28 protein-coding genes and 1 riboswitch are annotated in these 26,915 nt (G+C 63.1%); of the genes, 8 read left to right on the plus strand and 20 right to left on the minus strand.

Going from position 1 to position 26,915, the window contains the following annotated elements; all coding sequences use genetic code 11:
* Positions 1-3: 3 nt before the first annotated feature.
* The 3 genes from ACZ9IU_RS22830 to ACZ9IU_RS22840 all read right to left on the minus strand — a co-directional run bounded on the left by ACZ9IU_RS22830 (position 4) and on the right by ACZ9IU_RS22840 (position 2,933).
* Positions 4-339: a type II toxin-antitoxin system RelE/ParE family toxin gene (locus tag ACZ9IU_RS22830; protein ID WP_051900282.1), complete on the minus strand. Its 336-nt coding sequence runs from the start codon at positions 337-339 to the stop codon at positions 4-6.
* Positions 302-577: a ribbon-helix-helix domain-containing protein gene (locus tag ACZ9IU_RS22835; protein WP_040124021.1), complete on the minus strand. Its 276-nt coding sequence runs from the start codon at positions 575-577 to the stop codon at positions 302-304. Before ACZ9IU_RS22835 ends, ACZ9IU_RS22830 begins: the two co-directional genes overlap by 38 nt.
* A 73-nt stretch (positions 578-650) precedes the next feature.
* Positions 651-2,933: a heavy metal translocating P-type ATPase gene (locus ACZ9IU_RS22840; protein ID WP_040124019.1), complete on the minus strand. Its 2,283-nt coding sequence runs from the start codon at positions 2,931-2,933 to the stop codon at positions 651-653.
* 113 nt (positions 2,934-3,046) lie between these two features.
* Positions 3,047-3,142: riboswitch (TPP riboswitch) on the plus strand.
* 38 nt (positions 3,143-3,180) lie between these two features.
* Between ACZ9IU_RS22840 and thiM the strand changes: the two genes are divergently transcribed.
* Genes thiM through thiD form a run of 3 tightly spaced genes read left to right on the plus strand, consistent with a single transcriptional unit; the run spans position 3,181 to position 5,437 of the window.
* Positions 3,181-4,002 (plus strand): hydroxyethylthiazole kinase, encoded by an 822-nt coding sequence (gene thiM / locus ACZ9IU_RS22845; protein WP_051900278.1) that lies wholly within the window; start codon positions 3,181-3,183, stop codon positions 4,000-4,002.
* Positions 3,999-4,637 carry a thiamine phosphate synthase gene (thiE, locus tag ACZ9IU_RS22850; protein ID WP_040124018.1) on the plus strand — a complete coding sequence of 213 codons (639 nt, stop codon included), beginning with the start codon at positions 3,999-4,001 and terminating at the stop codon, positions 4,635-4,637. Before thiM ends, thiE begins: the two co-directional genes overlap by 4 nt.
* A complete protein-coding gene (thiD, locus tag ACZ9IU_RS22855; RefSeq protein ID WP_040124015.1) occupies positions 4,634-5,437 on the plus strand; it encodes a bifunctional hydroxymethylpyrimidine kinase/phosphomethylpyrimidine kinase in 804 nt (267 codons plus the stop codon). Before thiE ends, thiD begins: the two co-directional genes overlap by 4 nt.
* 9 nt (positions 5,438-5,446) lie before the next feature.
* Here the strand turns inward: thiD and ACZ9IU_RS22860 are convergent, their stop codons facing one another.
* From ACZ9IU_RS22860 to ACZ9IU_RS22890, 7 genes are all read right to left on the minus strand, one after another.
* Complete coding sequence (locus tag ACZ9IU_RS22860) at positions 5,447-5,938, minus strand: type II toxin-antitoxin system YhaV family toxin (protein ID WP_040124014.1); 492 nt, start codon at positions 5,936-5,938, stop codon at positions 5,447-5,449.
* A gap of 3 nt (positions 5,939-5,941) precedes the next feature.
* Entirely contained in the window at positions 5,942-6,271 is a 330-nt protein-coding gene (locus ACZ9IU_RS22865; RefSeq protein ID WP_040124013.1) for a type II toxin-antitoxin system PrlF family antitoxin, read from the minus strand.
* A gap of 89 nt (positions 6,272-6,360) precedes the next feature.
* The gene (locus ACZ9IU_RS22870; protein WP_367396531.1) at positions 6,361-8,937 is read right to left on the minus strand and encodes a response regulator; all 2,577 of its coding nucleotides are present in this window, start codon (positions 8,935-8,937) and stop codon (positions 6,361-6,363) included.
* A 665-nt stretch (positions 8,938-9,602) separates the two neighbouring features.
* Positions 9,603-9,995, minus strand: a complete 393-nt coding sequence (locus ACZ9IU_RS22875) for a type II toxin-antitoxin system VapC family toxin (RefSeq protein ID WP_040124012.1) — start codon at positions 9,993-9,995, stop codon at positions 9,603-9,605.
* Positions 9,995-10,282, minus strand: a complete 288-nt coding sequence (locus ACZ9IU_RS22880; RefSeq protein ID WP_247037184.1) for a type II toxin-antitoxin system VapB family antitoxin — start codon at positions 10,280-10,282, stop codon at positions 9,995-9,997. Before ACZ9IU_RS22880 ends, ACZ9IU_RS22875 begins: the two co-directional genes overlap by 1 nt.
* 21 nt (positions 10,283-10,303) lie before the next feature.
* Positions 10,304-10,819 carry an invasion associated locus B family protein gene (locus ACZ9IU_RS22885; protein ID WP_040125669.1) on the minus strand — a complete coding sequence of 172 codons (516 nt, stop codon included), beginning with the start codon at positions 10,817-10,819 and terminating at the stop codon, positions 10,304-10,306.
* A gap of 308 nt (positions 10,820-11,127) precedes the next feature.
* On the minus strand, positions 11,128-11,913 hold the full coding sequence (locus ACZ9IU_RS22890; RefSeq protein WP_040124011.1) for a class I SAM-dependent methyltransferase: 786 nt from the start codon (positions 11,911-11,913) through the stop codon (positions 11,128-11,130).
* Positions 11,914-12,028: 115 nt separating this feature from the next.
* Here ACZ9IU_RS22890 and ACZ9IU_RS22895 point away from each other — a divergent pair, with 115 nt between their 5' ends.
* The 3 genes from ACZ9IU_RS22895 to ACZ9IU_RS22905 are packed head-to-tail and all read left to right on the plus strand — an operon-like array spanning position 12,029 to position 14,988.
* Positions 12,029-13,165 (plus strand): ABC transporter substrate-binding protein, encoded by a 1,137-nt coding sequence (locus ACZ9IU_RS22895; protein WP_040124010.1) that lies wholly within the window; start codon positions 12,029-12,031, stop codon positions 13,163-13,165.
* A gap of 6 nt (positions 13,166-13,171) precedes the next feature.
* Positions 13,172-14,242, plus strand: a complete 1,071-nt coding sequence (locus ACZ9IU_RS22900; protein ID WP_040124008.1) for a FecCD family ABC transporter permease — start codon at positions 13,172-13,174, stop codon at positions 14,240-14,242.
* Positions 14,236-14,988 carry an ABC transporter ATP-binding protein gene (locus tag ACZ9IU_RS22905; RefSeq protein ID WP_040124006.1) on the plus strand — a complete coding sequence of 251 codons (753 nt, stop codon included), beginning with the start codon at positions 14,236-14,238 and terminating at the stop codon, positions 14,986-14,988. The genes ACZ9IU_RS22900 and ACZ9IU_RS22905 overlap by 7 nt, the downstream gene beginning before the upstream one ends.
* A 104-nt stretch (positions 14,989-15,092) precedes the next feature.
* Here ACZ9IU_RS22905 and ACZ9IU_RS22910 read toward each other — a convergent pair whose 3' ends face one another.
* The 8 genes from ACZ9IU_RS22910 to greA all read right to left on the minus strand — a co-directional run bounded on the left by ACZ9IU_RS22910 (position 15,093) and on the right by greA (position 22,966).
* Positions 15,093-15,812, minus strand: coding sequence for an ABC transporter ATP-binding protein (locus tag ACZ9IU_RS22910; RefSeq protein ID WP_040124005.1), 720 nt, complete (start codon positions 15,810-15,812; stop codon positions 15,093-15,095).
* Positions 15,809-16,558: an ABC transporter ATP-binding protein gene (locus ACZ9IU_RS22915; RefSeq protein ID WP_040124003.1), complete on the minus strand. Its 750-nt coding sequence runs from the start codon at positions 16,556-16,558 to the stop codon at positions 15,809-15,811. Before ACZ9IU_RS22915 ends, ACZ9IU_RS22910 begins: the two co-directional genes overlap by 4 nt.
* A complete protein-coding gene (locus tag ACZ9IU_RS22920; RefSeq protein WP_040124002.1) occupies positions 16,558-17,595 on the minus strand; it encodes a branched-chain amino acid ABC transporter permease in 1,038 nt (345 codons plus the stop codon). Before ACZ9IU_RS22920 ends, ACZ9IU_RS22915 begins: the two co-directional genes overlap by 1 nt.
* The gene (locus ACZ9IU_RS22925; protein ID WP_040124000.1) at positions 17,592-18,449 is read right to left on the minus strand and encodes a branched-chain amino acid ABC transporter permease; all 858 of its coding nucleotides are present in this window, start codon (positions 18,447-18,449) and stop codon (positions 17,592-17,594) included. The genes ACZ9IU_RS22920 and ACZ9IU_RS22925 overlap by 4 nt, the downstream gene beginning before the upstream one ends.
* 181 nt (positions 18,450-18,630) lie before the next feature.
* Positions 18,631-19,809 carry an ABC transporter substrate-binding protein gene (locus ACZ9IU_RS22930; protein ID WP_040123999.1) on the minus strand — a complete coding sequence of 393 codons (1,179 nt, stop codon included), beginning with the start codon at positions 19,807-19,809 and terminating at the stop codon, positions 18,631-18,633.
* A 300-nt stretch (positions 19,810-20,109) separates the two neighbouring features.
* Entirely contained in the window at positions 20,110-21,333 is a 1,224-nt protein-coding gene (locus ACZ9IU_RS22935; protein WP_040123997.1) for a LysR family transcriptional regulator, read from the minus strand.
* Between the two features lie 92 nt (positions 21,334-21,425).
* On the minus strand, positions 21,426-22,358 hold the full coding sequence (locus ACZ9IU_RS22940; RefSeq protein ID WP_040125668.1) for an MYG1 family protein: 933 nt from the start codon (positions 22,356-22,358) through the stop codon (positions 21,426-21,428).
* Positions 22,359-22,483: 125 nt separating this feature from the next.
* A complete protein-coding gene (greA, locus tag ACZ9IU_RS22945) occupies positions 22,484-22,966 on the minus strand; it encodes a transcription elongation factor GreA (protein WP_040123995.1) in 483 nt (160 codons plus the stop codon).
* 219 nt (positions 22,967-23,185) lie between these two features.
* Between greA and ACZ9IU_RS22950 the strand changes: the two genes are divergently transcribed.
* Complete coding sequence (locus ACZ9IU_RS22950) at positions 23,186-23,839, plus strand: glutathione S-transferase family protein (protein ID WP_040123993.1); 654 nt, start codon at positions 23,186-23,188, stop codon at positions 23,837-23,839.
* 96 nt (positions 23,840-23,935) lie between these two features.
* Here ACZ9IU_RS22950 and ACZ9IU_RS22955 read toward each other — a convergent pair whose 3' ends face one another.
* The gene (locus ACZ9IU_RS22955) at positions 23,936-24,502 is read right to left on the minus strand and encodes a TetR/AcrR family transcriptional regulator (RefSeq protein ID WP_040123992.1); all 567 of its coding nucleotides are present in this window, start codon (positions 24,500-24,502) and stop codon (positions 23,936-23,938) included.
* 90 nt (positions 24,503-24,592) lie between these two features.
* On the opposite strand from ACZ9IU_RS22955, the gene ACZ9IU_RS22960 reads away from it, so the two are divergent.
* Positions 24,593-25,609, plus strand: a complete 1,017-nt coding sequence (locus tag ACZ9IU_RS22960; protein WP_040123990.1) for an NADP-dependent oxidoreductase — start codon at positions 24,593-24,595, stop codon at positions 25,607-25,609.
* Between the two features lie 85 nt (positions 25,610-25,694).
* Here the strand turns inward: ACZ9IU_RS22960 and ACZ9IU_RS22965 are convergent, their stop codons facing one another.
* Positions 25,695-26,864, minus strand: coding sequence for an ABC transporter substrate-binding protein (locus ACZ9IU_RS22965; RefSeq protein ID WP_040123989.1), 1,170 nt, complete (start codon positions 26,862-26,864; stop codon positions 25,695-25,697).
* Positions 26,865-26,915 lie beyond the last annotated feature (51 nt).

The raw sequence follows: 26,915 nt of genomic DNA on the forward strand, positions 1-26,915 counted from the left end.
GCGTCACTCATCCGTGGACCAGTCGGAGGGAAAATCCATGCCCCGCGGAAGAATACGCAGGATATTGACCCTGTCCTTCTCGACGACGAACGCTATGGCGGCACTGCGTTCAAATCCTATGACACGTAAGCCGGGGTGGATATGGCCCCGGACCGTTCCGCGGTGGGGAAATGCCGAGAGGCTCATGCAGGCCGCTTCAATTCGATCGATATAGTTTCCAGCGCGCTCATGCCCTGCCTCTTGGGCAATTCTCAGGTAGATCCGCCGGAGGTCAGTGACGGCTGCCGGTCGAAACTCGACATTATGAACCACGCTTGTCGGCTTTCGCCTGGCTGGCATGGAATTCGCGAAGTTCCGCGAATACTTTGGCGGCCGGAATACTGGGGCGCGGATCGTCCATGGCTTCCTGAACCTTCAGGCGAATGATTTCGTCCAGGGCTTCCCTTTCCCGCTCGAGTGCGCGCAGAGCAGCGCGCACCGCCTCGCTGGCGGAGTCATACTCCCCCGATTCCACCATGGCATCGAGAACTTGCTGCTGTTTACCGAGTGTCAGGGTGATGGATTTGTTGGTGCGCATGTCAGCCTATCCTTTTACGCTGCCCTATCTTGCAACACGACAATGTCTTGCGCAATCTCCCGCGGGCTGGTGCCTAGCTCCTCACCCGCAGCAGCCGCAACGCATTGATCGTCACCAGCACCGTCGCCCCGGTGTCCGCGAGGATCGCTGGCCACAATCCGGTGATGCCAAGGATGGTCGTCACCAGGAAGACCGCCTTCAGGCCGAGCGCGATCGAGATGTTCTGGTAGATGTTGCGCATCGTCCGCTTCGACAGCGCGATCATCGCGGCGATGTCGCCGACCCGGCCGTGCAGCGTTGCGGCATCGGCGGTTTCCAGTGCCACGTCGGTGCCGCCGCCCATCGCGATGCCGACATCGGCGGCAGCGAGTGCCGGGGCGTCGTTGATGCCGTCGCCAACCTTGCCGACCACGTAACCCTCGCTTTTCAGCTCGCCGACGATGCGGCTCTTGTCTTCCGGCATCAGCTCGGCACGCACCTCGATGCCGAGATCCTTGCCGATCGCGGTCGCGGTGCGGGCATTGTCGCCGGTCAGCATCACGGTCCTGATGCCGGCATCGGTCAGCGCCTTCAGACCGGCCCTAGCGTCGGGACGCGGTTCGTCGCGCATGGCGATGGCACCGGCCAGGACCCCGCCGACGATCAGCACCGAGACGGTCTTGCCCTCGTCGTTGAGGCCGGTGATCCGGCGGGAATGCGCCATCGGCAGCGAGACCCGCTCGGCCGCTGCCTTGGGCGAACCGAAAAACACCTCCTGGCCTTCGACCGTCGCCGTGACACCCTTGCCGCCGAGCGCCCTGGCATCCGTCGCGGTCGGAATCTCGACCTCATCATCGGCAGCCTTGGCAAGGATAGCGACGGCGAGCGGATGGCTGGAGCCCGTTTCGAGCGCGGCGGCAAAGCGCAGCACGTCTTCCGCATTGCGGCCGAAGGCGATTACATCGGTCACCTGGGGCCTGCCGGCCGTCAGCGTGCCGGTCTTGTCGAGCGCGACGGCTGTGATCTTGCCGAGCGTCTCCAGCACCGCGCCACCCTTCATCAGCAGGCCGCGGCGGGCGCCTGACGAGAGCGATGCGGCAATTGCGGCAGGCGTCGAGATGACCAGCGCGCAGGGGCAGCCGATCAACAGGATCGCCAGGCCCTTGTAGACCCACTCGCTCCAGGACGCACCGGCCATAAGCGGCGGCAGGATGGCGACCAGAGCCGCAACCACCACGACGCCCGGCGTGTAATACCGCGAGAACCGGTCGATGAAGCGCTCGGTCGGGGCCTTGCTCTCCTGCGCCTCCTCGACCAGCCGCACGACGCGGGCGATGGTGTTGTCCTCGGCAGCCGCGGTGACGCGAATCCGCAAGGCGGCATCGCCGTTGATCGTGCCGGCAAAAACCGCGTCGTCGATGCCCTTGGCAACCGGCGTGCTTTCGCCCGTCACCGGCGCTTCGTCGATCGCGCTCTCGCCGGCGATGATGACGCCGTCCGCCGAAATGCGGTCGCCGGGACGCACGAGGATGATCGCGCCGACGGCAAGGCGATCGGCCGGTACTTCGCGGGTCTGGCCGTTTTCTTCGAGCAGCGCGTTTTTCGGCACCAGCGCCGTCAGACTCTGGATGCTTTGGCGCGCCTTGCCGGCCGCGACCCCTTCCAGCAATTCGCCGATGAGGAAGAGGAAAACCACGGCGGCGGCCTCTTCCGACGCATTGATGACAACGGCGCCGACGGCGGCGATCGTCATCAGCATCTCGATCGAAAACGGCGTGCCAGCGAGTGCTGCCATAATGGCGCGGCGGGCGATCGGCACGAGGCCGATCAGCATTGCGGCGGTGAAGATATAGGTGTCATAGGCCGGGAGGAGATGGCCGATCCCGTAAGCCACCGCCAACGCAATGCCGACCAGGATGGTCAGGCGGCCCTTGGCGGATTTCCACCACGGCCCATCCATCGGCCCGTGATCATGGCCGTGCAGGCCTTCGATTTCCGTCGTGCCGCGGTCGTGGTGGGAATGATCGTGCCCGCCGTCGTGGGCGTGATGGTGGTCGTGCGGCTGGCCGATCTCCCCCCTTGAGGGGGAGATGCCCGGCAGGGCAGAGGGGGGTAAGCCCTCGACACCGCGCCGCCGCGCATCCTCACCGGCCTTCTGACCCAGCGCCCTGAGCGAATACCCAAGCCCCACGACCTTCTTCTCGATCGCGCCGAGATCGCCGGACCCGTCGTGCTTCACCGTCATCGTGCCCGACGCAACCGAAACGGACACGTCCTCGACGCCCGGCATGCGGCGAACCGCGGTGTCGATCTTCGTCGCGCAGCTGGCGCAATCCATGCCGCCAACCTTGTATCGTGCCTGCGTGGTGGTGCTCATCGTCTCATTCCCATTGGATCGAGCCCCGTCTCTACAACCTCTAGCGACTAGAGCTGCAAGGCCCAAAATCAGAAAAAATCACTGGCGAAGCGCATTATCTTTGCTGTAAGCCATGGTGAAGACAGGGGCGTCCGGCAAAACCGGGCTGAGAAGCACCCTTAGAACCTGAACCAGATCATGCTGGCGGAGGGAGTCGTCCGGGCGTTCAACATTGCGCCCTGCGCCTGCCCCGCCGAACGAGGCAGACATGCAGACGACAATGCCCCTTGGGACCCTTGCAGAGACCCCCGGCCAGCTGCTGACGGCAATGCGAGCGAAAAACCCGCTCGTCCAGAACATCACCAATTTCGTGGCGATGAATATCGCCGCCAATGTGATGCTGGCGGCCGGCGCCTCGCCCGCCATGGTGCATACCAAGGAAGAAGCCGGCGAGTTCGCCCGCATCGCTGCGGCCCTGACGGTCAATATCGGCACCCTGTCGCCGGACTTCCTGGCCGGCATGAAGGCCGCGGCCGCCTCCGCCACAAACGCCGGCAAGCCATGGGTGCTCGACCCCGTCGCCCATTACGCCACCGCCTATCGCCGCGCCGCACTCGCCGAGCTGATGGAACTGAGGCCCACGGTCATTCGCGGCAACGCCTCGGAAATCATCGCGCTGGCCGGCAGCCAGTCGAGCGGCCATGGCGTCGACAGCGGCGACAGCGTCGCGGCAGCCGAAAGCTCGGCCATCGCCATCGCCCGGCAGCAGGCCTGCGTGGTGGCTGTTACCGGCGAGGTGGATTTCGTCACCGACGGCCGGCGTTCGGTCCGCATCCTCGGCGGCTCCGCCCTGATGCCGCGGGTGACCGCGCTCGGCTGCTCGCTCACCTGCCTGGTCGGCGCCTTTGCGGCAAGCACGGACGATCCCTTCGAGGCGACGGTCGCCGCACTCGCGATGTTCGCGGTCGCGGGCGAGGAAGCGGCCTTCACCGCCTCCGGTCCCGGCTTCTTCTCGCCGATCTTCCTCGACCGCCTCGCGGCGCTGACCGGCGAGACGCTCGATGCCCAGGCAAGGGTCGTCGCAGCATGACCAAAACCTTCGACCTTTCCGTCTACCTCGTCCTCGATCCCGATCTCTGCCGCGAGATCGGCATGGTCGAGACGGCAAGGCTTGCCGTCGCCGGCGGCACCACCATGGTCCAGCTGCGCGACAAGCAGGCGGACACGGCAAAAATGATCGAAACCGGCCGGGCGCTGAAGGCGGTACTTTCCGGAACCGGCGTGCCCCTGATCATCAACGACGACGTGGAGGCAGCAATCGCGATCGGCGCCGAAGGCCTGCATGTCGGCCAGAGCGACATGGCGGCAGTGATAGCGCGGCAGCGTGCCGGCCATGGCATGATCCTCGGCCTTTCGGTCGAGACCGAGGACCTGGCGCGGCGAGTGGATTCGTCGATCGTCGATTATGTCGGCATCGGTCCGGTGTTTGCGACCAATACGAAGCCCGACCATAAACAACCGATCGGTTTCGACGGGCTTGCGCGCATCGTCACCATGGCGCCGGTTCCGGCAGTCGCGATCGGCGGCGTCAAGGCGCAACATGCCGGCCCGGCACTCGCCGCCGGCGCAAAGGGCCTCGCGGTCGTGTCCGCCATCTGCGGCCAGCCCGATCCGGAAGCCGCCGCCCGCCGAATTGCCGCGGAAATCGAAAGGGCACGCGCATGAGCATCAAAAACGTCCTGTCGATCGCCGGTTCGGACCCTTCCGGCGGCGCCGGCATCCAGGCGGATCTGAAAACCTTTGCGGCCCGCGGCACCTATGGCATGGCGGCGCTGACCGCGCTGACCGCCCAGAATACCCAAGGGGTCACCGGCGTGCATGCGGTGCCCGCCGCCTTCGTCGCAAACCAGATCCGCACCATCTTTCTCGACGTGCGCGTCGATGCGGTGAAGATCGGCATGATCGCCAATGCCGAGATCGCCGAGGCGGTTGCCGACGTGCTGCACCCTTATCGCGATACCGTGCCGATCGTGCTCGATCCGGTGATGATCGCCAAGGGCGGTTCGCCGCTGCTGGCGCTCGATGCGGTGGATGCCGTCACCTACAAGCTGATGCCGCTCGCCACCGTCGTCACCCCCAACCTGCCCGAAGCCGCGGCGCTGCTCGGCGAGACGGTCGCCACGACCCGCGAAGAGATGGCGGCCCAGGCTGAGCGGCTGCTGAAGATCGGGCCCAAGGCAGTCCTGGTGAAGGGCGGTCATCTGGAGAGCGAAGACAGCCCGGATGTGCTGGCGGACGCCACCGGCATCCACTGGTTCGAGGGCAGACGCACCGCGACCAGCAACACCCACGGCACCGGCTGCACGCTCTCGAGCGCAATTGCCGCCGAACTCGCCAAGGGCGCTTCGGCGGCTGACGCGGTTGCGATCGCCAAGACCTATCTCGCCGGCGCCATCGCCGCCGCCGACACCCTCACGGTCGGCACCGGCCACGGGCCGGTATCTCATTTTTACGCGTGGTGGTGAGGCGGCTGGCTATTCGGCAGTCTTCTCCGCCGCGGTGAAACGCGCCTTCGCATCTTCTGCAGAGGCCGCCTTCAGCAGAGCGGCCCAATCGTCGGGCGGGTTGCCCCCGGACAGCATTTTCCGGAACACCGCATAGGCATCGGTCTTTGCGCCGTAGGTGCGCAGCGTGTTTTCGTCATTCACCCAGGCGAAGATGATGATCCTCGCTTCGCTGCTGTAGCGGAAGAACAGCCGGAAACGCTGACCTCCGAATTTTGCCCGGAACCAGTGTTTCCGGCCTTCGCCGAGAGTGCCTCCCTGGCGATAGATCGCTTGTGTTGGATCGGCCGGAATGGTCTTGAAAACCAGTTCCGACAAGGCGGCGAGCAGCTTGGCATTGGCGGTAGCCTGATAGTGTTCGGGATCCTTGTCCCTTGAGCGCTCGACGGCGAGCGTCAGCTTTTCCAGCTGATCGAGGAAGAGCGGATGCGCCAGGATGGTCCAGCCGTCGACGACCAGCATAGGCTAGAGATCGACTTCGCCGTCGATCGGCGCGTCGAGGTCCACCTTGATGCCGTTGGTCAGGGCAGTCATGCGATCAACCAAAGCCGGCGGCAGCGTCGAAAGCGCCTCCGGCCGGGCCTCCATGTCTTTGGCGAGGAACGTAAGAAAGCTATCGATCACGGGATCAGGTGCATCTGCTGCCTCCCGTAGCACCGAAACGCCGCGTTCATCGTCGACATAGAAGGCGATCCGGTCTCCGTAATCCAGACCGAGCGCCTGCCGGACGGATTTGGGAACCGTCGTCTGGCCCTTGGCGGTGATCGTGCTGACTTCTTTGAACACATTGGTCATGACAATCTCCTTTCGGTCTATCGTAAGGAAAATTCCTTACCTGATCAAGGGAAACATTGCTCGACACAACTGGCGCCGGCTGCCGGCCTTCAGCCCTTCTGGGCGGTGATCTTCTCGAAGGCGATTGCGATTTCCTGGCTGCCATAGGGCTTCTTCAGAAGCACTGCTCCTTCTACTTCCGCCTCGGCGGGAATGCGGTCGTTGCCGGTCGCGAACACGATGCCGACATCGGGAGATAACTTGCGCGCCTGCTGCGCGAACTCGCCGCCGGAGAGACCCGGCAGGCCGAGATCGGTGACCACCACGTCGAAGCTACGCTCCTCTATCATGATGATCGCCTCCTCCGCCGTCGAGGCCTCGGAAACCTCGTGGCCCAGTTCGGTCAGAAGATCGGCGGTGCTCATGCGGATCAGGAAATCGTCCTCGACCAGCAGCACGGAATAACGCGGCATGACCGGTCGCTGCCCGATCACCGGGGCGGCGGGCTTGGCCGCGAACGACGCCCTCACCCGGTTGCGATGCTGCTGGCCGTTCAGCACATGGCGTATCTTCCGCGCCAAGGCTTCGCGGGTATAGGGTTTCGACAGCAGCTCGACGCCGGAATCGAGCCGGCCGCCATGCACGATCGAGTTTTCCGTATAACCTGAGGTGAACAGCACGGCGATATCCGGCATCCGCTCGCGGGCGTGCCTGGCAAGCTCGGTGCTCTTCAGCGGCCCCGGCATCACCACGTCGGTGAACAGAAGATCGACCGGCACGCCGCTTTCGATGATACTCAGCGCACCCGCCGCGTCCTTCGCCTTCAGCACTGCATAACCGAGATCGCCGAGCAGCTCGATGACGGTGGCGCGCACCTGCTCGTCGTCCTCCGCCACCAGAATGGTTTCCGTGCCGCCGGTCACCGGGCCGAAATCGGCGTCGGTCACCAGATCCTCACTGCGCTGGATGCGCGGGAAATAGATCTTGACGGTCGTGCCCTGGCCGACTTCGCTGTAGATCTTGACGTGCCCGCCGGACTGCTTGACGAAACCGTAGACCATGGAAAGACCGAGGCCCGTGCCCTTGCCTATTGGCTTGGTCGAGAAGAACGGCTCGAACACCTGTTCCATCACCTCCGGCGTCATGCCGGTGCCCGTGTCGGTCACCGCCATCATCACATATTGGCCGGCCGGCACGTCCGCATGCTGGCGCACGTAATTGTCATCGAGGAAGGCGTTGCCCGCCTCGATCGTCAGCTTGCCGCCGCCTTCCATCGCGTCGCGCGCATTGATCGCGAGATTGAGGAGCGCATTCTCGATCTGGGTCGGGTCGACCAGCACGTTCCAGAGGCCGCCGGATCGGATCGTCTCGACCTCGATATCCTCCCCGAGCGTGCGGCGCAGCAGTTCTTCCATGCCGGTCAGGAACCGGCCGATATTGACCACCTTCGGCTCCAGCGGCTGGCGGCGGCCGAAGGCGAGCAGCTGGCTGGCAAGCTTGGAACCGCGTTGCACGCCGGCAAGCGCATTTTCCACCCGGCGGCCGGCCCGCTGGTTGCCGGCGACGTCCTTGGCGAGAAGCTGAAGATTGCCGGAGATCACCTGCAGCAGGTTATTGAAATCGTGCGCGACACCGCCTGTCAACTGGCCGAGCGCTTCCATCTTCTGGCTCTGGCGCAGCGCCTCTTCCATCTTCATGCGCTCGGAGATTTCGGAGGCGATCTTCTGTTCGAGGCTGGCATTCAGCACCTGCAGCGCCTCCTCGGCGCGCTGGCGTTCGGCGAGGTCGCGTTCCGCGGCGCGGAAAAGCCGCGCATTGTCGATGGCGATCGCCACCTGGCCGGCAGCCCCCACAACCAGCCGCTCATGCTCCTCGCGGAACTGAGCCGATTCGGCATGTCCGAAGAACAGGCCGCCGATCACCTCGCCGGAGCGCGAGATCACCGGAACCGTCAGATAGCTGCGCACCGGCAGATGGTCCTTCGGCATGCCGAAATACGGATCGTTCCGGCCGTAGCGCGGATCCGCCATGATATCGTCGGAGCGAATGACGCCCTCGCCGCTGAATGTCGGCGCGAAAACGGCCGTGTTGCGCGGCATCGGAAAATTCTCGAATGCCGACCGGGGTACGCCAGACAGCGCATAGAGCATATAGCTTTCGCCGCGGTCGTTGACCACGTTGTAGAAGAAGGCTCCGAACTGCGCACCAGTCAGTTCGACGCCGGCGTCGGTGGTCATCTGCACCACCTTTTCGAGGTCGAGTTCGGCGGAAAGTTCGGCACCGAGCCGGTTCAGCACCTCCAGATGCCGGGTTTCCTTGAGAAGCGCGATCTCCGCCTTCTTCTGATCGGTGACGTCGCTGCCCTGGATGAATATCCCGGTCGCCTGGCCGGCATCGTCGACGATCGGCTGGTAGACGAAATCCACGAAACGCTCTTCCGGCGGCAGACCGGGCCGACGCGCCAGCTTCACGCTCACACCCTGGCCGAGATGGGGACGGCCGCTTCTGCGGACCTCATCGAGCAGGTCGGAAAAACCCTGCTCGGCCACTTCCGGCAGGGCTTCGCGGATGGGGCGCCCAAGCAGGTCCCGGCCGCCGACGAGGCGCATATAGGCGCCGTTCGCCATTTCGAAAACATGGTCCGGTCCGGTCACCATGGCCATGAAGCCCGGCGCCTGATCGAACATCAGCCGCAGACGCTCGCCCTCCCCCTGAAGCCGCCGCTCGGCGCGAACCTTGGCCGTGTTCTCGACGACGATCGCCACCACGCCGAAGGGCTTGCCGGCCTCGTCATAGACCGGAGAATAATAGAGGTTCATGAAGGCGGAGGCCGGCGTGCCGGAGCGGTCGAGGACCATTTCCTGGTCGGAATAGGCAAGCGTGCCACCGGCGAAACAGACCTTCATGACGTTGTCGTTGAAGTCCGCAACTTCAGGCCAGCCCTCGCGCACCTTGCCTCCGAGGATGCCGGGATGGCGCCTTCCGGCAAAATCGGAATAGGCGTCGTTATAAATCATCACGCCGTCCTCGTTCCACAGCGTGACGATCGGGACCGGCGAACGAAGCATGAGGGAAATCGTGGTCTTGAGGCTCTGCGGCCAGGTGGCGATCGGCCCGAGCGAAGTGGCTGCCCAATTGAAAGCCGCAATAAGACGGGCCATTTCGCCGCTGTGGGAAAGAAAGGCTGTCTCGGCAGTCGAATGATTCATCATCGGGCTTTCGGCGGCGATCGGCTATGCCGTCTTACATGACAACGATCACCTGGGACAGCCTTTTTGACAATCGTCAACTAGGGTGGTGCCACCAAAAAGCCATGGGAGAAACCAGCTATTTTTGACACGATCGGGGGACTTCAGGCCAGGTCCGTGCGTGCGAAATCGGCGCCCTTGTAGAGCAGCGACAGGCCGCGGTTTTTAGCGCAGGCATAAGAGAGACAGTCGGCCAGATTAAGCTGGGCTGGGTGTCCCCTGCCCTTGCCGTAATCCCGGAATGCCCGGATCGCCAGCTCGCCATCGGCTTCCTCGATAGGAACGATCTGGATTTTCGTCTCTTTGAAGAAATCAGATAGACCCTGCTCAATGACGAGGGGATCCTCGTCGAGCTTCGTCGACAGCCTCATGGCAGTCTCGAGCACGACCAAAGCACTGGTGCAGAGGCTCTCTGCCGCTTCGATCTTGCCTATCCACTGTTGCGCATCCTCCTCCTTGGAAAAGATCGCGACGATGACGGAGGTATCGACGAACACTAATGGCCCCACATCTCGTCGATTTCATCCTTGGTCATGTCCCGCCCCTCTCCGCCCTTGATGGCATGAAGGCGATCGACGATTTTCATCACGCGTTCCTGAAGCGGCGTTTCCGCCTGCTCCTCTTTTGAAAGCTTCTCCTCAAGCGCCTCGATGACCGCCTCGGTCATGCTAACATTACGTTTTTTGGCAAGCCGCTCCGCGAGCTCTCGGGCGCGGGGATCCCGTATCTGCAGGTTCATGGCAGTCGCTCCAATCGTTGTCATGACAGATAGCACATCCGCCATGACAACGCGAGCGAAACCCTGTCAGCCGCAGCGCTCCGCCTGGGTCAATGCCGCGCTTACGCCGGAAAGCGAGAACGTGTAGCTGGTCTGCGTGCCGCGCTGGGAGACCGCTTCGAGCGTCATGCTGCTTCCCGATTTCATCGCCGCGACAAGAGCGGCATCGGCGCTCTCCTGTTTCGTCCAGCCGGAATTGCCTTTCGGCTCCAGGGCAAAGGTTCGGCCGTCTACGGTGACCGTCATCTGCGATCCGCCCTTGAGGTCGTAACCCATGATCGCCTGCGGATAAAAGCCGGATCCGGAAGGCTTTGGCGCGACGAGGAAAAAGTTGTCGCCGTGATCGACATTGGCTGGCTGCATCTGCGTCGGCGTGGTCAGCACATAGCAGGTCGTGCCGCCGTCGCCCTTGTAGGAATAGAGACCCCAGGCATCGAATTTTTTCACCATGCTCGGGGTGGGCTGGGCAAGGGCGGGTGCTGCAATTACGGAAAGAGCGAGCGCGGAAAGGGCAAAAAGCTTGATGGACAATCTTGTCTCCATGGTCGGAAATGGCAAGGGAGCCGCGGCGGCGATGGCCGCGCGCAGAAGATAGCCCATTCAAAAATCGATCGGTTATCACAAGGTTAATTGCATTGGGTGCAGGTCCCGAAATGAGGCACGCGCGAGGCCCGGATGAGACCGGATCGTGATCCGCGTGACTTTGCGCTTCCCCCGGGTTTCGGGGAAAGCGGTCAAAGGTTAATGCCCGCAGTCACAGCCCGGTCACAATCATGTCAGGCGGCCATAAATGCTGTGCATATTTGCGGTGGGTCGAAGGTGGCCGCCACGGGCCGCCTTCGATCGGCAGCTTATTCCGGCTTCATCGCGCAGATGGCGAAGCGTTCCTGGACCATGCGCTCCAGGCCACGCAGGAACGGCATCTTGCGGGCCTGGGCCCAATGGATGTCGGACAGCTTGCGGTCGACCACGATGTTGACGAAACCGGCCTTGGTCAAAAGATCGACCACCGCTTCCGCCGGCATGGCGTCCGAGAAATAGACGCGCGAGCGGATGTTCTGGTGACGCGCCGCCATGGCCGGGGTCATGTGGCTTGCGGCCGGCTTGCCGGTGATCCTCGACCAGAATTTCTGCAGGCCCTTGACCCAGGTCTCCTTGCCCATGTTGCCGTCGAGGATCAGCACTTTGCCGCCCGGCTTCAGGACTGAGAACCATTCCGCGAAAGCGGCCGGCGGATCGACCAGCGTCCAGACCAGATGCCGATTGGTGATGACATCGTAGCTGTTCTTCGGCTCCATCGTGTTTTCCGCGTCGCCGGACACGAAACGGATATCGGCGCCGCGTTTCTTCGCCTTGGCGCGCGCCTGGCCCAGCATCGCATCCGACCAGTCGAGACCGGTGACCTTGAAACCGACGTCGTTCATCAGATGCGAGATGACGGCGGTGCCGCAGGCAAGATCCAGAGCGGCGCGGCCGGTGCCATCGCCCAGATGTTTGCGGATCAGCCGCTGCCAGCCCTTGCGTTCTTCCTCCGAGAAGATTTCGTGGCCGACACTCTCGTCGAACGTCGCCGCTCTCTCCGACCAGAAGTCGCGGATTTCATCTCGGATGGAATAGTTGGAGTTCATCGAATTCATAATAGGTGCCCCGATAGTCAGACTACTTTGGAAGAGCTCTAAAACATAGAACTTGATTCCAAAAGTCATATTTCATATGCATGCGGACATTATCAGACATCGGGGGAGTTTCCAGATGAATTTCGCGAAAATGCTTGCAACATCAACGGTTGTGCTTGCAAGCCTTCTACCGTTTTCCGTGCTGGCGCAGTCGTTCACCTTCAAGGACGTCGCCGGCCGTGAGGTGAAGTTCGACAAGCCGGTCGAGCGCGTTATTCTCGGCGAAGGCCGGATGCTCTATTCGGTCGCCCCGATCGAAAAGGAAGATCCCTTCGCCAGGATCGTCGGCTGGCGCAACGACCTGTTGACCACCGACAAGGATGGCTACGACACCTATCTCGCGAAATTCCCGAAGGGCAAGGAACTGCCGTTCCTCGGCAACCTGACCGACGGCACGCTGCAGACCGAGACCGTCGTCAAGCTGAACCCGGACGTCATGCTGCTGCCGATCGGCAACAAGAAGGCCGCGGACGAGGTGAAGCTCGAGGAGATGCTGAACAAGATCGGCGTGAAGATCGTCTATATCGACTTCCGCGAACACATTCTCGACAACACCGAACCGAGCCTCAAGGTTCTCGGCCAGATCTTCGGCCACGAGGATCGCGCCACAGCCGTCGCCGCCTATTGGAAGCAGCAGATGGCCCGCGTGACCGATAAGTTGAAGGCCGCCAACCCGAAGAAGCCGAATGTGTTCATGTATCGGGCGGCCGGCCTGGTCGAGTGCTGCGGCACCTTCGGCCCGGACAATTTCGGCTTGATGGTGGATTGGGCCGGCGGCCATAATCTCGGTTCGGATTTCCTTCCGGGCTATACCGGCTCGATCAACGCCGAACAGGTCGTCGCTTCCAATCCGGATGTCGTCGTCGTCACCGGCTCGAACTGGAGCCAGACCAAGGACGCCAAGGACTTCGTGAATGTCGGCCCGAACGCAGCCCCCGCATTCGACGGCAGCCGCAAGGCGCTGGACGCCCTGATGCAGAATGCGGCTTTCACCGGCTCCAAGGCTGTCGCAGGCGGCAATATCCACGCCATCTGGCATCAGTTCTACACCAGCCCATACCAGTTCGTCGCTGTCCAGCGGATGGCAAAATGGTTCCACCCGGAGCTGTTCGCCGATCTCGACCCGGATGCGACCTTCAAGGAATTCCACGAGAAATTCCTGCCGGTTCCGTATCAGCCGGGTTACTGGATCGACGCCAAGGCGGCGAAGTAACCCGATATGGCCGAGATCGCCGCATTGCCGATCGAAGCTGAAGCCGGGCGGGAGCGCTATCGCGCCCTTGCCCGCCGCAAGCTTGTGATCCTCGCTGCCATGACAGCCGCCCTTTGTCTGTCGTTCGCCGTCGATCTCGCCTGGGGGCCGGCCCGCTACAGCCTCGGCGAAGTCGTCGCCGCGCTGATCGACCCCTCCTCCGTCTCGGCCCAGATCCGCGCCGTGGTCTGGGATATCCGCATGCCGGTTGCAGTCATGGCGATCGTCGTCGGCGCCGCGCTGTCGGTTGCCGGTGCCCAGATGCAGACCATTCTTGCCAATCCGCTCGCCAGCCCGTTCACGCTCGGCATCTCGGCCGCCGCCAGCTTCGGCGCCGCGCTGGCGATCGTCACCAGCGTCTCCATCCTGCCGGTTGCCGCCACCCTGCTCGTGCCGGCCAATGCCTTCGTCATGGCGCTGATCGCCACGCTGTTCATCCATTTCATCTCGCAGATGCGCGGCGTCTCGGTGCAGACGGTCGTGCTGCTCGGCATCGCGCTGGTCTTCACCTTCAACGCGCTGCTCGCCTTCCTGCAATATCTGGCCTCCGAGCAGGCGCTGTCGGCCGTGGTCTTCTGGACCATGGGCAGCCTTACCAAGGCGACCTGGCCGAAAATCGGCATCACCCTTGCCGTCCTCTTGATCGCGCTGCCGCTGTTTGCCCGCCACGCATGGGCGCTGACCGCGATCCGGCTCGGCGAGGACAAGGCGGCGAGCTTCGGCGTCAACGTCCGGCGCATCCGGCTCGAAACCATGCTGATCATCTCGCTGCTTGCCGCCGTGCCGGTCAGCTTCGTCGGCACGATCGGTTTCGTCGGCCTGGTCGGCCCGCATATTGCCCGTATGATCCTCGGCGAAGACCAGCGCTTTTTCCTGCCGGGCTCGATCCTGTCGGGAGCGCTTTTGCTGTCGCTCACCTCGATCGTCTCGAAGTCGATCATTCCGGGCGTCGTTTTTCCGATCGGCATCATCACGGCGCTGGTCGGCGTTCCATTCTTCTTCTCGCTCATCCTCTCGAATCGGAGCCGGTCATGGTAGCGATGCAACTGCAATCGGTCGGCGCCTATCACGGCCGCAAGCTGTTCGTGGAAGACGTGACGACGCCGGTCATGAAGGCCGGCGAGTTGATCGCCGTCATCGGCCCCAACGCCGCCGGCAAGTCGACGCTGTTCAAGCGCATCACGGGCCTCCTGAAGGGGCCCGGCAATATCGTCATCGATGGCGCGAGGACGAAGAACGCCATCACCTACATGCCGCAGGACACCTCGGCCAATGCGGTGCTGACCGTCTACGAATCGATCCTTCTCGCCCGCAAGCAGGGCCAGTCCTGGAGCGTCAGCGACAGCGACCTCTCGTTCATCGACGAAATCATGCGGGCGCTCAACATCACCGCCATCGCGTTTCGGGATCTTGGTGCGCTCTCCGGCGGCCAGCGCCAGCTGGTGTCGATCGCCCAGGCACTCGTTCGCGAACCGGAAATCATGCTGATGGACGAGCCGACCAGCGCGCTCGATCTTCACCGGCAGGTCGAAGTGCTCGATTTCATGCAGCGGCGGGCGCGCTCGAAGGGCATGATCGTGATGATCGCCATACACGATCTCAACCAGGCGCTCCGCTTTGCCGACAAGGTTCTGGTGATCGCCAACGGCCGCATGCGGGCTTGCGGTTACCCGCGCGACGTGGTCACCGTGGACATGCTGCGCAACGTCTACAAGGTCCATGCCCGCATCGAGAAATGCTCGATGGACCACGACCACGTGATCGTCGACGGAACGGCGCACTAGGCGGCCGCTGAATGTAGCGCGGGCGCGGTGTGCTGTTTGAGAACCGTCAAGCGGCATAACCGCACAGCGCGTCGGCGACAAGAAGACGCCTGCGCTTTTCCGAACTAGTGCCGGACACCCTTTTCCACGGTCAGATGCCGACCGAGAATCTCCTCGTTGGCGAGCAGATCGGCGCTGGTCCCCTGATAGACGATCGCGCCGCGATCGAGGATGACGGCGTCGTCGGAGAGCGGCAGCACCTTGCGGGCCTTCTGCTCGATGATGATAGCCGACATGCCCTCGCCTTGCGTGATCCGCTGGATCGCCGCGAGCAACTCGTCGACGATGATCGGTGCAAGACCCTCCGTCGGCTCATCGAGAAGCAAGAGCTTCGGATTGACCATCAGCGCCCGCCCGACCGCCAGCATCTGCTGCTCGCCGCCGGAGAGCTGGTTGCCGAGGTTCTTGCGGCGCTCCTTGAGACGCGGGAACATCGTGTAGACCCGTTCCAGCGTCCAGACGCCGGGGCGCGCGATCGCCGTCATGTTTTCCTCGACGGTCAGCGACTTGAAGATGTTGCGCTCCTGCGGCACCCAGCCGATTCCCGCCGCGGCGCGGCGATCGGCGCGCAGTTTCGTGACGTCGCGCCCCATCAGGTGGATCGAGCCCGAATGATGGGTGGTGACGCCGGCGAGCGTATTGACGAAGGTCGTCTTGCCCGTGCCGTTGCGGCCGAGCAACGCCAGCGTGCGACCCTCGCGGATCGTCAGGCTGATACCGGCGAGAACGCTCGCCTCGCCGTAACCCGCGACCAGTTTTTCGGTGACCAGAACCGGGGCGCTCATGCGTTTTCTCCGAGATAGACCGCCTTGACGCGCGGATCGGCGGAGATTTCCGCAACCGTTCCCTCGACGAAGACGGCGCCCGCCACCAGAACCGAAATCCGGTTGGCGAACGAAAAGACCAGATCCATGTCGTGCTCGATCAGCAGCACGGTGACGTCGGCCGGAAGGTCGGAGACGATCTGCAGCACTTCGTGCCGTTCGTCTTCGGGCACGCCGGCCGCCGGTTCGTCGAGCAGCAGAACACGGGGCTTTGATGCAAAGGCGAGCGCGATCTCGAGCAGGCGCTGCTTGCCATAGGGCAGGATCACGGTGCGCTCGCCCATGACAGAGGCCAGGCCGAAACGGGCCAGCAGGGCTGCCGCCTCGTCGACCACCTTGCCGTAACCGGCGATCGACCGCCACAGATTGTGGCCGACGCCTTCGCGCTCGGCGATTGCCAGCGCCACGGTTTCGAGCGGGGTGAACTCGTTGAACAGCTGGTTGATCTGGAAGGTGCGGGTGAGCCCGCGCTTGACGCGCCGGAACGAGGCCATTGAGGTGATGTCCTCGCCTTCGAGGAAAACCTGGCCTTCCGAAGGCGGCAGCACGCCGGTCAGGAGGTTGATCAGCGTCGTCTTGCCGGCGCCGTTCGGGCCGATCAGCGCGTGGCGGGCGCCGCGCTCCACCTTCAGGCTGACGTCATTGGTGGCAAGGAAGGCACCGAAGCGGCGCACCAGATGCCTGGTTTCGAGAACGATCTCGCTCATCAGCGGTCCTCCTTCTTCGAGAGGCGCTCGGGCAGGTATTCGACCCAGCGCGACAGCCGGTCACGGCCGACCAGCACCAGGATGACGAGCAGCATGCCGATATAGAACATCCAGTATTGCGGGGTGATCACCGACAGCCAGTCCTTGACCAGCGTGAACAGGATCGCCCCGAAGATGCCGCCATAGAGATAGCCGGTACCGCCGATGACGAGCACCAGCAGGACGTCGGCCGAGCGATGGAAGGCGAGCACGTCGGGCGAGACGAAGGCGGTCGTCTGGGTGAGCAGTGCCCCCGCCATGCCGGCAAACACGGCCGCGACCGTATAGGCGGTGACGATGCGCTTGCGCGCCGGCACGGCGACCATGGCGGAGCGCATCGAATTGCCCTTGATCGCCTTCAGCGACAGGCCGAAAGGTGAAAAGGCAATGCGCCGCATGATCATCGTGCCGATGAAGAGCACGCCGACGCAATAGAGATAACCGACCTTGCCGAACAGGTCGAACTCGAACATGCCGAGGATCGGCCCGGGCGAAAAACCGCTGAGGCCATCGGCGCCGCCGGTCAGCCAGGCCATCTGGTTGGCGACTTCCGCCATCATCAGGCCGATGCCGAGCGTGGTCATCAGGCGGGTAAGGTCGGAGCCGCGCAGGATGAGGAAGCTGGTGAGCAGGCCGAGCACGCCGGAGGCAACGCCCGCGACGATCAATCCGGTCACCGGTTCGGCGAAATAGTGCTGCGCCATCAGGCCCGCCACATAGGCGCCGAGGCCGAAGAAGGCGGTGTGGCCGAGCGAGACGATGCCGGCGAAACCGAGCACCAGGTCGAGCGATACGGCAAACAACGCGAGGATGGCGATCTCGGTGAGGATCAGCATCTTCGACGGCAGCAGGAAATAAGCGGCGATCGCGGCGATCCAGACGATGATCTCGTAGAAGCGGATGCGGCTCCGTCGCTTCATCAGCTTGGCAGCACGGGTCTCGGCTGCAGCGGTGGAGGAATTTGCGGACACGGTGGTTTCCTGAGGAAGAACGCTCATCGGCCGCCCCTTGAGAACAGGCCGTTCGGCCGCACGATCAGCATGACGATCATCAGTCCGTAGATGACGAAGGGACCGATCGCCGGCACGTAATATTTGCCGGCCACGTCGGCAATGCCGAGCAGCAGAGCGGCGAGGAATGGGCCGGAGACAGTGGACGTGCCGCCGACGGAGACGACGATGAGGAAGTAGATCATGAATTTCAGCGGGAAGTTCGGATCGAGCCCGAGGATTTCAGCGCCCATCGCCCCGCCGAGGCCGGCAAGGCCCGAACCGAAGGCGAAGGTGAGCGCGAAGACGAGCGGCACGTTGATGCCGAGGCCCATGGCGACGCGCCGGTCGTCGACGGCTGCGCGCAGCCGGCTGCCGAAGCGGGTCTTCGAGAGGATCAGTTGCAGCGCCAGCGCAAGCGCGGCGCAGACGACGATGGTGAAGAGCCGGTAACGACCGACGCCGACGCCGAACACATCCATGCGGCCGGAGAGTTCCGGCGGCAGGTTGATCAGCTGCTGCTGGCCACCTATAAAATAGTCGGTCGCGGCGATCGCCATGAACACGATGCCGATCGAGAACAGAACCTGGTCCAGATGGCTTGCCTGGTAGAGCCACTGGTAGAGCGTCCGTTCCAGCACGAGGCCGATCAGCGCCGAAACGATGAAAGCCGCCGGCAGGCACCAGTAGAAGGAGATGCCGTAGCGGTTCATCATCACCACGGTCACGTAGCCGCCAGCCATGGCAAAGGCGCCATGCGCCAGGTTGATGAAGTTCATCAGACCGAGCGTCACCGTCAGCCCGCAGGCCAGAATGAAAAGCAGCATCCCATAAGCGATGCCGTCGAACAGGATTGTAAGCATTTGGCTCTTCTTTGAGAGCGACCGCCGGCGTTTTTTTCCACCCGCGGCCGCGCGCCCGTTTACCGATCAACAGATCCTAACATTCCCACTCGGGAGACTGTGGTCAAGAACAAGGATGCCAGGATATTTTTTGCACCGGAAGCGGCGGAAGCTGTCTACCGCCGTCCGTTTGCAAAGCGCCTTACTTGGCGTCGGCCTTTTCCGGATCCTTGAGATCCTTGAACGTCTGGAACTCGACGTTCTGCAGCTCGCCGTTCACGTCCTTGACCTCGCGGATGTAGATGTTCTGAATGATGTCGCGGGTTTCCGGATCGATCGAGACGGGACCACGCGGGCTCGTCCAGGAGAGGCCCTTGACAGCTGCCATGAAGGCCGGGCCGGTGACGTCGCCCTTAGTCTTTTCGAGCGCAGCGTAGATCAGCGCCATGCCGTCGAAACCGCCGACCGACATGAAGTTCGGGCGCATGTCGGCATTGGTCTTCTTGAAGGCTGCGACATAGGCCTTGTTTTCCGGGCTGTCATGCGCCGTGGCATAAAAATGGCCGGTGATGGTGCCGATTGCCGGCTTGCCCATCGAGTTGAGGATATCATCGTCGGTGACGTCGCCTGTCGCAATCAGCTTGATGCCGGCATCGGCGAGGCCGCGGTCTGCGAACTGCTTCATGAACAGCGAACCGGCACCCGACGGCAGGAACACGAAGACCGCATCGGGCTTGGCGTCTCGGACGCGCTGCAGGAAGGGCGCGAAATCGGGGTTGGCGAGCGGCACGCGCACGGCCTCGACGATCTCGCCGCCCTTGGCCTTGAATTCCTTGGTGAACCACTTCTCGGCATCGATGCCCGGACCGTAGTCGGAAACGAGCGTCACCACCTTCTTGATCTTGTTGGCGGCAGCCCAGGTGCCGACCGGCAGCGAATATTGCGGCAGGGTGCCGGAGGTGCGGGTGATGTATTCCGACGCCTTGGTGATCGAAGCCGTGCCGGCGGCCATCACCACCGACGGGATTTTCGCCTGGGTCGCGACGGGGGCGACCGCCATGGCGAGCGGCGTCAGGCCGAAGCCGGCCAGAACCTTGGCGCCGTCGTTGACAACCAATTCCTGGGCGATGCGGCGGGTCTGGTCGGCCGTGCCGGCGTCGTCGCGGATGACGAGTTCGATCTTCTTGCCGGCGACGGTGTCGCCCTTCATCGCCATGAAGGTCTTGGCGCCGGCCGAAACCTGGCGGCCGGTCGATGCGAACGGACCGGTCATCGGCAGGATGAGGCCGATCTTGATGGTTTCCTGGGCGGCCGCCGGAATGGCAGCCAGGCAACTGAGCGCCACGCCTGCCGCTGCGATGAGCGTTCTTCTATTGAGCATGTTTCCCTCCTCCTCAGAGCGCGATATTTTCTTATAGACGCCTTGCCGGACAGCATCCGGGCTTTGAGCTCGGCCCCTGTCATAACTGGTAGCCTATATCGTAGACGGTCGATATGTCAGTCAACGGGCCCGGGTGCCTTGGCGCCCCGCCATTCTCAACTTTTTGTTAACCTCCAGAGGACGGAACACCGCGGTGCTCGCCCCAAACGCCAATCTCTCCACCTGTCTGGCGCATTTGCACACTAGCCGGCCTGTGTCTTCAGGCTTAATCAGTTCATCTGCCGGACTTATAAGTTCTGGTTATAGCGATCGATCGGCCGGGCGCTCGGACCAGGTCGGCAGAAGCTCCAGAAACGCCTGCTGTGCCGCCGTCGGCAGCCAGTCCCTTCTCGTCGTCACCCCGATCGGCCGCGACGTGTGGCTGAGATCAAAGGGCAGCGCCCGCATCAGCCCGCGGGCGATCTCCGCTTCCGCCTGAAGGCGGGAGGTGCAGCCGAGATGGTCGCTGGAATCCAGAAGCTCGCGCATCAGGATCAGTGAGCCGGTTTCGACGATGCTCTTCGGCGGCCCGCTTGCCGAACCGGTAAAGACGCTGTCGAAATACCGGCGCATCGGTGTGCCGCTCTGGTTGACGACCCAGGGGAAAGCGGCAAGCTCCTCGACGGTCAGTTCCTCACGGCCGGCCAGCGGATGCGCCTGCCCCGAAACCATGACCACCGTGTCGTGAAACAGCACCTTCTGCTCCACATCGCCGATCGGCGCCGGCACCCGAAGCGCGCCGAGCATGAAATCCACCTCGCCGCGGCGAAGAGCGCCCAGCAGGTCCGGGTAAGGCCCTTCCTGGATCTGGATCGGCAGGTTCGGGCGGATCTTGCGGAAACCGGCGATCGCCTTCGGCAGCACATAGGATTTGGCAAGCGGCGTGGCGCCGATGACGATCTGGCCGATCTCGGCCGCCGTCAGTTCCGCAAGATCCGCATCCGCCTGTTCGAGCTCGATGAAGGCAAGCCTTGCCGCCTGGGCAAGAGCATGGGCCGCGCGCGTCGCAACGATGCCGTAGGACGTCCGTTCGAACAGCGGACGCGCCGCCTCCTCTTCGAGCTGGCTGACGGCGCGATAGACCGCCGGCTGGCTGAGGCCCAGCCGGGCCGCCGCGAGCGTAAAATTCTCGGTTTCGCGGACCGCGATCAGCGATTTCAGCTGCGCGGTCGTCGCCGTCACCCGCAGTCTCGGCGACAGTTCCGACAACGCGGGATCAAGGTATGCGAAGGCGCGCTTGATGCGCAGCGCCAGGATTTCACCGGCGCCGTTGGCAAAGATCCGCTGCGGCGTGCGGGAAAACAGCGGCAGGCCGGCGGTTTTTTCGATCTTCGACAACGCCTGGGTGACCGCCGGCTGGGAGACGAAGCAGAGTTCCGCCGCCTTGGTCACCGAGCCGGTATCGACGACCGCGAGGAACGCCCTCAGATGCCTGAGGCTGTGATGCAGGATCGTGGATGACGACGCGGGCTGCGAGAAACTCATGATGGGCTGTTCTAGCACATCTGGCAGAGGTCGGAAGCGGAAGCCCCGCCCTCGACCGCGCCTCCTTGGCTGCCGCCCGTTCCTTGTCGCCCCTACCTGGTCCCGTTGGAAACGGCTTCCCGGACCGCCAGCTCGGCCATGGCGAGCGCCGCCTCGCGGGTTCTGGCGGCCGCAATGAACCGGCCGTTATGGCAGAAGCTCGCGCCCTCGACGCCGCAGGCTGCCTCGAGATCGCGATCGGTCAGGCCGGCCCAGGCCGCCGGCAGATCGGCGCGCACCTCGAAACCTTCGTCCGCTCGGCGGATGGTCGTGAGGCACCAATCCTTGTCGCGCGGGTGAACGACGAACAACAGGTGATCGGCGCCCGCCTTGACGATTGCCGGGCGGAACGGCATTCCCGTCGGCAATTCGAGAATGCGCCCCTCGCCCGTATCCACGATTGCCTGATGCACGAGCGCCTCGGCCCGCAGTTTGGCAGAGCTCTGGGCAATCCGTGCCTCGACGAAACTGCCGGCGATCGCAAGTGCCGCGTGAAAGGTGCGGTTTTCTGCTTCCGGGTCTTTTTCGTCGAACACGGGTTTCAGGGTTTCCAGGAGAGATGGCAGAGTGAGCCCGGCCAGTGGTCCCGCAATCGAGGGGCTGAGCGCGCCATTGTCCATCAGATCGATCGGAAGCACGAAGCTCGCATCGAAAGAGGCGTGCAGAGCCTCGATATGGGCCTGCGGAAGGCTGAGGGCGGCGAGGTAATCGCGGCCGTAATGTTTCCAGACCAGCCCGAACGAGCTGAAAGGCTGGCCGTCGCCGCGCAACGGCGCACCGCGCTGGTGGTGATCGAAGATTTGGGCCGCAGCGTCATAGGCGCCGCCGACATCGTAGATGACGCGGTCGGCACCAGGCGTGATCCATTCCGGCGCGCGGCTGCGAACGATCCGAGCCTTTGGGAAAAGCCGGCTCAGGACGACGCTCGATAGCAGTTCGTCGGCATGGAAGCCACCCGAATGGGTGACGAGGAAATCTGGGGTCATGCCGGGATGCGCCTTGTGGTTCGCGGAAGGTTCGTTTGCGGTCAGCACCTGATAGCCATTGCGGAACGCCTGCTCAACCCGTCATTCGCCCGTTTGAACACGTATACAGCGGCTATATGAGCATTTCAGGAGATTGCAAGGATCTCCAACTCCTGACCGCCGGCCTCGACGACATCTCCGACAGCCTTGCCCATCAGCAGCCTTGCGACCGGCGAAACGAAGGAAATCGATCCGGCCTTGGGGTCCGCCTCATCCTCTCCGACGATCCGGTAGGTCTGGACGCGCCCATCGTCGCGGCTGAAGGTCACGGTGCTGCCAAAGGCGACACTGTCGGATGAGGTCGGATCCGGGACGAGCTGGGCCGTGTGAACTCTCGCTGCAAAATAGCGCGCGTCGCGCAACGGATTTGCCTGCTGGCGCCGCCGTTCATTGATGTCCTCGATCACGCTCGCCGCGCCATAGGCCTCGCGTGCCTGCGCGAGCTGCAGTTCCAGCGCCTTCAGCCCCGCTTCCGTCACAAGGTTCGGATGCGGCGAAATCGGACGATCCGGCAGCAGGGTTTCCGAAGCGGTTTCAGAACTCTCTTCCTTGGTGAAGGCAACGCTCAATCTTAAAACTCCGTCTGTTTGCAGGGCCTCCTGCGGTAGATGAGCGGTCGCCCGCTCTTTGTCGGAACCATGCATACGACGACAATGGACGAACCGCCAAACTCGATCCATGTTCTGCGGATCTGTATTTGGACCGACTGCAAGGATTATCTTGGGCAAAGGTGTCGGAATCCCGTTTAGCCGACCGTCTTCAAGACAAACACGCTACGGAGAGCACCAATGACCATTACCATTACCGCCTTTGAACAGTCGCCCGATCGCGGCAGAGGGCTGGCGCGCGACATGCGCGTTCGCTGGGCGCTCGAAGAAGCGGGCCAGCCTTACGACGTTCGTCTTCTGTCGTTCAAGGCAATGAAGGAACCCGCGCATCTGGCACTTCAGCCTTTCGGGCAGATTCCGACCTATGAAGACGGCGATCTCGTCCTGTTCGAATCCGGGGCGATCGTGTTCCATATCGCCGAACGCCACGGCGGCCTGCTGCCGGAAGACGTAAATGCCCGGGCGCGGGCGATCGCGTGGATGTTTGCCGCGCTCAACACGGTGGAGCCGCCGATCTTCGACCGCAGCCTCGTCCGGATCCTTGAGCGTGACGAACCCTGGTACGAGCAGCGTTTGCGCGCGCTCGACGGCACCATCCGCAACCGGCTGGTCGACCTTTCCCGCCACCTTGGCGACGCCGACTGGCTCGATGGTGCGTTCAGCGCCGGCGACCTGCTGATGGTGACGGTGCTGCTCAGGTTGCAAGCATCGTCGGACATGCTGGACGCCTTCCCAAACCTCTCCGCCTATACCGCCCGCGCGGAAGCACGGTCCGCCTACAAACGTGCTTTCGACGCTCAGCTTGCGGTGTTCAAAGCGACATCGGCCGTCTGACAAATGGGTTGCCTGGGAGCACCGGCACCCGCGTGCAACTGCGATCCCCACCGACGCACATCGTGACACTCATGCGTCCCATTGGCGTATTCACTCTCAAGAAACAGCGGACTTTTGTCTATCCGTCAGGATCGCGCTCGATATAACGTCGAAAAGATGATCCGCGCGCGGCACAAGCGGAGGCTGGTCGGCGAGCCACGCCAGGGCGCTGATCAGCGCGAACAGGTCATTGCCATCCATGTCGCCTCTCGCCACGCCTTCCGCCTGCGCCCGGACAAGAAGCCGCGTGCCGGCTGCGCGCAAGCTGACGCATGAGGCGTGGAGCGCGGAGCCTTCATCAACGATTGCCGCAACCATCGGCGCAATGGCGCCCCTATAGGTGTGGGTCATCGCGATGGCCTCTCGCAGCCATGTCACGAGGGCGTTTCCGGCATTGTCCCACATTTCAAGCTCACTCGCCCTTTGCGCCGACTCGTCGAACTTCGTGCGAAGCAAGGCCTCAAGCAGCGCTTCCCGGGTCGGGAAGTGGCGATAAAGCGTGCCAAGCCCTACGCCCGCCTTGCGAGCAACGTCGCGCAACGACGCGTCGGCGCCCTGTTCGGTGACGACCTGACGCGCGACGGCGAGTAGCTGATCGTAGTTCTTTTTGGCGTCGGCTCGCATCGCATCCCTTGACAATCGGAACAGTGCTCCGGATATCAAGCGGAACAGTGCTCCGCATTAGTTAGCACACCTGCCGCGACGGAGAAAGCGATGTCGACCGAAACAATGAAAGCCATCCGGATTCACGAATACGGCGGCCCTGAAGTGCTGCGCTACGAGGATGCGCCGAAGCCGGAATTGAATCCGGGGGAAGTCCTCGTTCGCGTCCATGCCATTGGGATCAACCCGCCCGACTGGTATCTGCGCGATGGCTACAAGGCGCTTCCTCCGGAATGGCGGCCGCAAGTGCCTTTCCCGATCATCCTCGGCACGGATGTGTCCGGCGTTGTCGAGGCGGTGGCTGATGACGTCAGGGGTTTTTCCGTCGGAGACGGCGTCTACTCCATGGTCCGCTTTTTCAGCGTCGGGGAAAGCAGGGCCTATGCCGAATATGTCAGCGTGCCGGCGTCGGAACTTGCGCTCAAGCCCGCCGGCATCGATCATGCGCATGCCGCCGGAGCGCCGATGTCGCTGCTGACAGCGTGGCAGTTCATGATCTCGCTGGGGCACGATGAACCGAACCCGCTTCAGCCACATAAACATCAGCCGGTGCCGCTCGAAGGCAAGACCGTCCTCGTCAACGGCGCGGCAGGCGGCGTCGGGCACTTCGCGGTGCAGATCGCGAAATTGAAAGGTGCGCATGTCATCGCCGTGGCATCCGGCAAGCATGAGGCGCTGTTACGGGAACTCGGGGCCGACGAATTCATCGATTACACAAAAACGCCGCCCGAAGAGGTTGCGCATGACATTGATCTTGTCGTCGACGCCCTCGGCGGGCCGACCACCGGCCGTTTCCTGCGCACACTGAAGCGCGGCGGTGCGTTGTTCCCGGTCTACCCATTAGGCTTTTCCGATGCCGAGGAGGCCGAAAAGCTCGGCGTCACCGTCTCGACCACCCAGGTTCGTTCGAGCGGAGTTCAGTTAGGCGAACTCGCGCGCTTGCTCGACGACGGGACGATCCGCGTCGTCCTCGACAGCACCTATCCGCTCGCCGACACTCGCAAGGCTCATGAACGAGCCGCCAGGGGGCATATCCAGGGCAAGGTCGTGCTCACGGTCGGCGCGTGACTACGAAACCGTAAACGCATCCCATATTCCAAACGAAAACGGCGGGCCGAAGCCCGCCATTCCTGTCTGAGTGAGATCAATCCGCTTACTTGGCGTTCGGGTCCTTGATCTTCGGGAAGGTCGCGAACTCGACGTTGTAGAGTTCGCCGTTCACTTCCTTGACTTCGCGCATGTAGATGTCCTGGACGATGTCGCGGGTGGCCGGATCGATGGTGATCGGGCCGCGCGGGCTTACCCAGGTGGCACCCTTCATGGCTTCGATCAGCTTGGTGCCGTCGGTATCGCCATTGGTCTTCTTCAGCGCCATATAGGCGAGCGTCATGGCGTCATACCCGCCGACACCCATGAAGTTCGGGCGCATGTTGTTGCTGGCCTTCTTCACCTGGGCGACGAAAGCCTTGTTTTCCGGGCTGTCGTGCAGGGTCGAGTAGAAATGGCCGGTGATCACGCCCTTGGCGGCCGGACCCATGCCGTTCAGCAGGTCGTCGTCGGTGACGTCGCCGGTGGCGATCAGCTTGATGCCGGCGTCGGCCAGGCCGCGGTCGACATATTGCTTCATGAACTGCGCGCCGATGCCGGCCGGCACGAAGGCGAAGACCGCGTCGGGCTTGGCGTCACGAACGCGCTGCAGGAAGGGCGCGAAATCCGGGTTCGCCAGCGGAACGCGGATCGCCTCGACGATCGTGCCGCCTTCCTTCTTGAACTGATTGGTGAAACCCTGCTCGATGTCGATCCCCGGACCGTAATCGGAGACCAGCGTCACGACCTTCTTCAGATTGTTCTGCACCGCCCAGGTGGCCACCGGAACGGCGGACTGCGGGCCGCCCATCGAGGTGCGGACGTAATATTGCGACTGCGGCATGATCGCCGAGGTCGTCGCCGAAGTGATGATCGCCGGGATCTTCGCCTGGTTGAGAACCGGTGCAACGGACATGGCAAGCGGCGTCAGGCCAAAGCCCATCAGCATCTTGGCGCCGTCATTGACGACGAGCTCCTGGGCGATGCGGCGGGTCTGGTCGGCAACACCGCCGTCGTCGCGCAGCACGACTTCGATCTTCTTGCCGGCGACCGTATCGCCGTTCAGCGCCATATAGGCCTTGACGCCCGCTTCGACCTGGCGGCCGGTGGACGCGAACGGGCCGGTCATCGGCAGGATGAGGCCAATCTTGACCGTTTCCTGCGCGGCTGCCGGAATGGCAACGAGACCGCCCATGGCGAGACCTGCCGCAGCCATCAATGTTCTTCTGGTAATCATTCTCTTTCCTCCTCTAGACGACCTGTTCTCAAAGCTCCTCGTGACAGGCCG

This window comes from Mesorhizobium sp. USDA 4132, from assembly GCF_056279545.1.

Coding starts and splice junctions, on each gene's coding strand:
- ACZ9IU_RS22900 (WP_040124008.1), top strand. CDS start 13,172: ATGGCCGAGATCGCCGCATTGCCGATCGAAGCTGAAGCCGGGCGGGAG.
- ACZ9IU_RS22960 (WP_040123990.1), top strand. CDS start 24,593: ATGTCGACCGAAACAATGAAAGCCATCCGGATTCACGAATACGGCGGC.
- ACZ9IU_RS22935 (WP_040123997.1), bottom strand. CDS start 21,333: ATGAGTTTCTCGCAGCCCGCGTCGTCATCCACGATCCTGCATCACAGC.
- ACZ9IU_RS22910 (WP_040124005.1), bottom strand. CDS start 15,812: ATGAGCGCCCCGGTTCTGGTCACCGAAAAACTGGTCGCGGGTTACGGC.
- ACZ9IU_RS22890 (WP_040124011.1), bottom strand. CDS start 11,913: ATGAATTCGATGAACTCCAACTATTCCATCCGAGATGAAATCCGCGAC.
- thiD (WP_040124015.1), top strand. CDS start 4,634: ATGAGCATCAAAAACGTCCTGTCGATCGCCGGTTCGGACCCTTCCGGC.
- ACZ9IU_RS22885 (WP_040125669.1), bottom strand. CDS start 10,819: ATGGAGACAAGATTGTCCATCAAGCTTTTTGCCCTTTCCGCGCTCGCT.
- ACZ9IU_RS22860 (WP_040124014.1), bottom strand. CDS start 5,938: ATGCTGGTCGTCGACGGCTGGACCATCCTGGCGCATCCGCTCTTCCTC.
- thiE (WP_040124018.1), top strand. CDS start 3,999: ATGACCAAAACCTTCGACCTTTCCGTCTACCTCGTCCTCGATCCCGAT.
- ACZ9IU_RS22895 (WP_040124010.1), top strand. CDS start 12,029: ATGAATTTCGCGAAAATGCTTGCAACATCAACGGTTGTGCTTGCAAGC.
- thiM (WP_051900278.1), top strand. CDS start 3,181: ATGCAGACGACAATGCCCCTTGGGACCCTTGCAGAGACCCCCGGCCAG.
- ACZ9IU_RS22955 (WP_040123992.1), bottom strand. CDS start 24,502: ATGCGAGCCGACGCCAAAAAGAACTACGATCAGCTACTCGCCGTCGCG.
- ACZ9IU_RS22840 (WP_040124019.1), bottom strand. CDS start 2,933: ATGAGCACCACCACGCAGGCACGATACAAGGTTGGCGGCATGGATTGC.
- ACZ9IU_RS22940 (WP_040125668.1), bottom strand. CDS start 22,358: ATGACCCCAGATTTCCTCGTCACCCATTCGGGTGGCTTCCATGCCGAC.
- ACZ9IU_RS22870 (WP_367396531.1), bottom strand. CDS start 8,937: ATGTTCGATCAGGCGCCGGGCTTCATGGCCATGGTGACCGGACCGGAC.
- ACZ9IU_RS22950 (WP_040123993.1), top strand. CDS start 23,186: ATGACCATTACCATTACCGCCTTTGAACAGTCGCCCGATCGCGGCAGA.
- ACZ9IU_RS22905 (WP_040124006.1), top strand. CDS start 14,236: ATGGTAGCGATGCAACTGCAATCGGTCGGCGCCTATCACGGCCGCAAG.
- ACZ9IU_RS22915 (WP_040124003.1), bottom strand. CDS start 16,558: ATGAGCGAGATCGTTCTCGAAACCAGGCATCTGGTGCGCCGCTTCGGT.
- ACZ9IU_RS22835 (WP_040124021.1), bottom strand. CDS start 577: ATGCGCACCAACAAATCCATCACCCTGACACTCGGTAAACAGCAGCAA.
- ACZ9IU_RS22880 (WP_247037184.1), bottom strand. CDS start 10,282: ATGGCGGATGTGCTATCTGTCATGACAACGATTGGAGCGACTGCCATG.
- ACZ9IU_RS22930 (WP_040123999.1), bottom strand. CDS start 19,809: ATGCTCAATAGAAGAACGCTCATCGCAGCGGCAGGCGTGGCGCTCAGT.
- ACZ9IU_RS22925 (WP_040124000.1), bottom strand. CDS start 18,449: ATGCTTACAATCCTGTTCGACGGCATCGCTTATGGGATGCTGCTTTTC.
- ACZ9IU_RS22965 (WP_040123989.1), bottom strand. CDS start 26,864: ATGATTACCAGAAGAACATTGATGGCTGCGGCAGGTCTCGCCATGGGC.
- ACZ9IU_RS22865 (WP_040124013.1), bottom strand. CDS start 6,271: ATGACCAATGTGTTCAAAGAAGTCAGCACGATCACCGCCAAGGGCCAG.
- ACZ9IU_RS22920 (WP_040124002.1), bottom strand. CDS start 17,595: ATGAGCGTTCTTCCTCAGGAAACCACCGTGTCCGCAAATTCCTCCACC.
- ACZ9IU_RS22830 (WP_051900282.1), bottom strand. CDS start 339: ATGCCAGCCAGGCGAAAGCCGACAAGCGTGGTTCATAATGTCGAGTTT.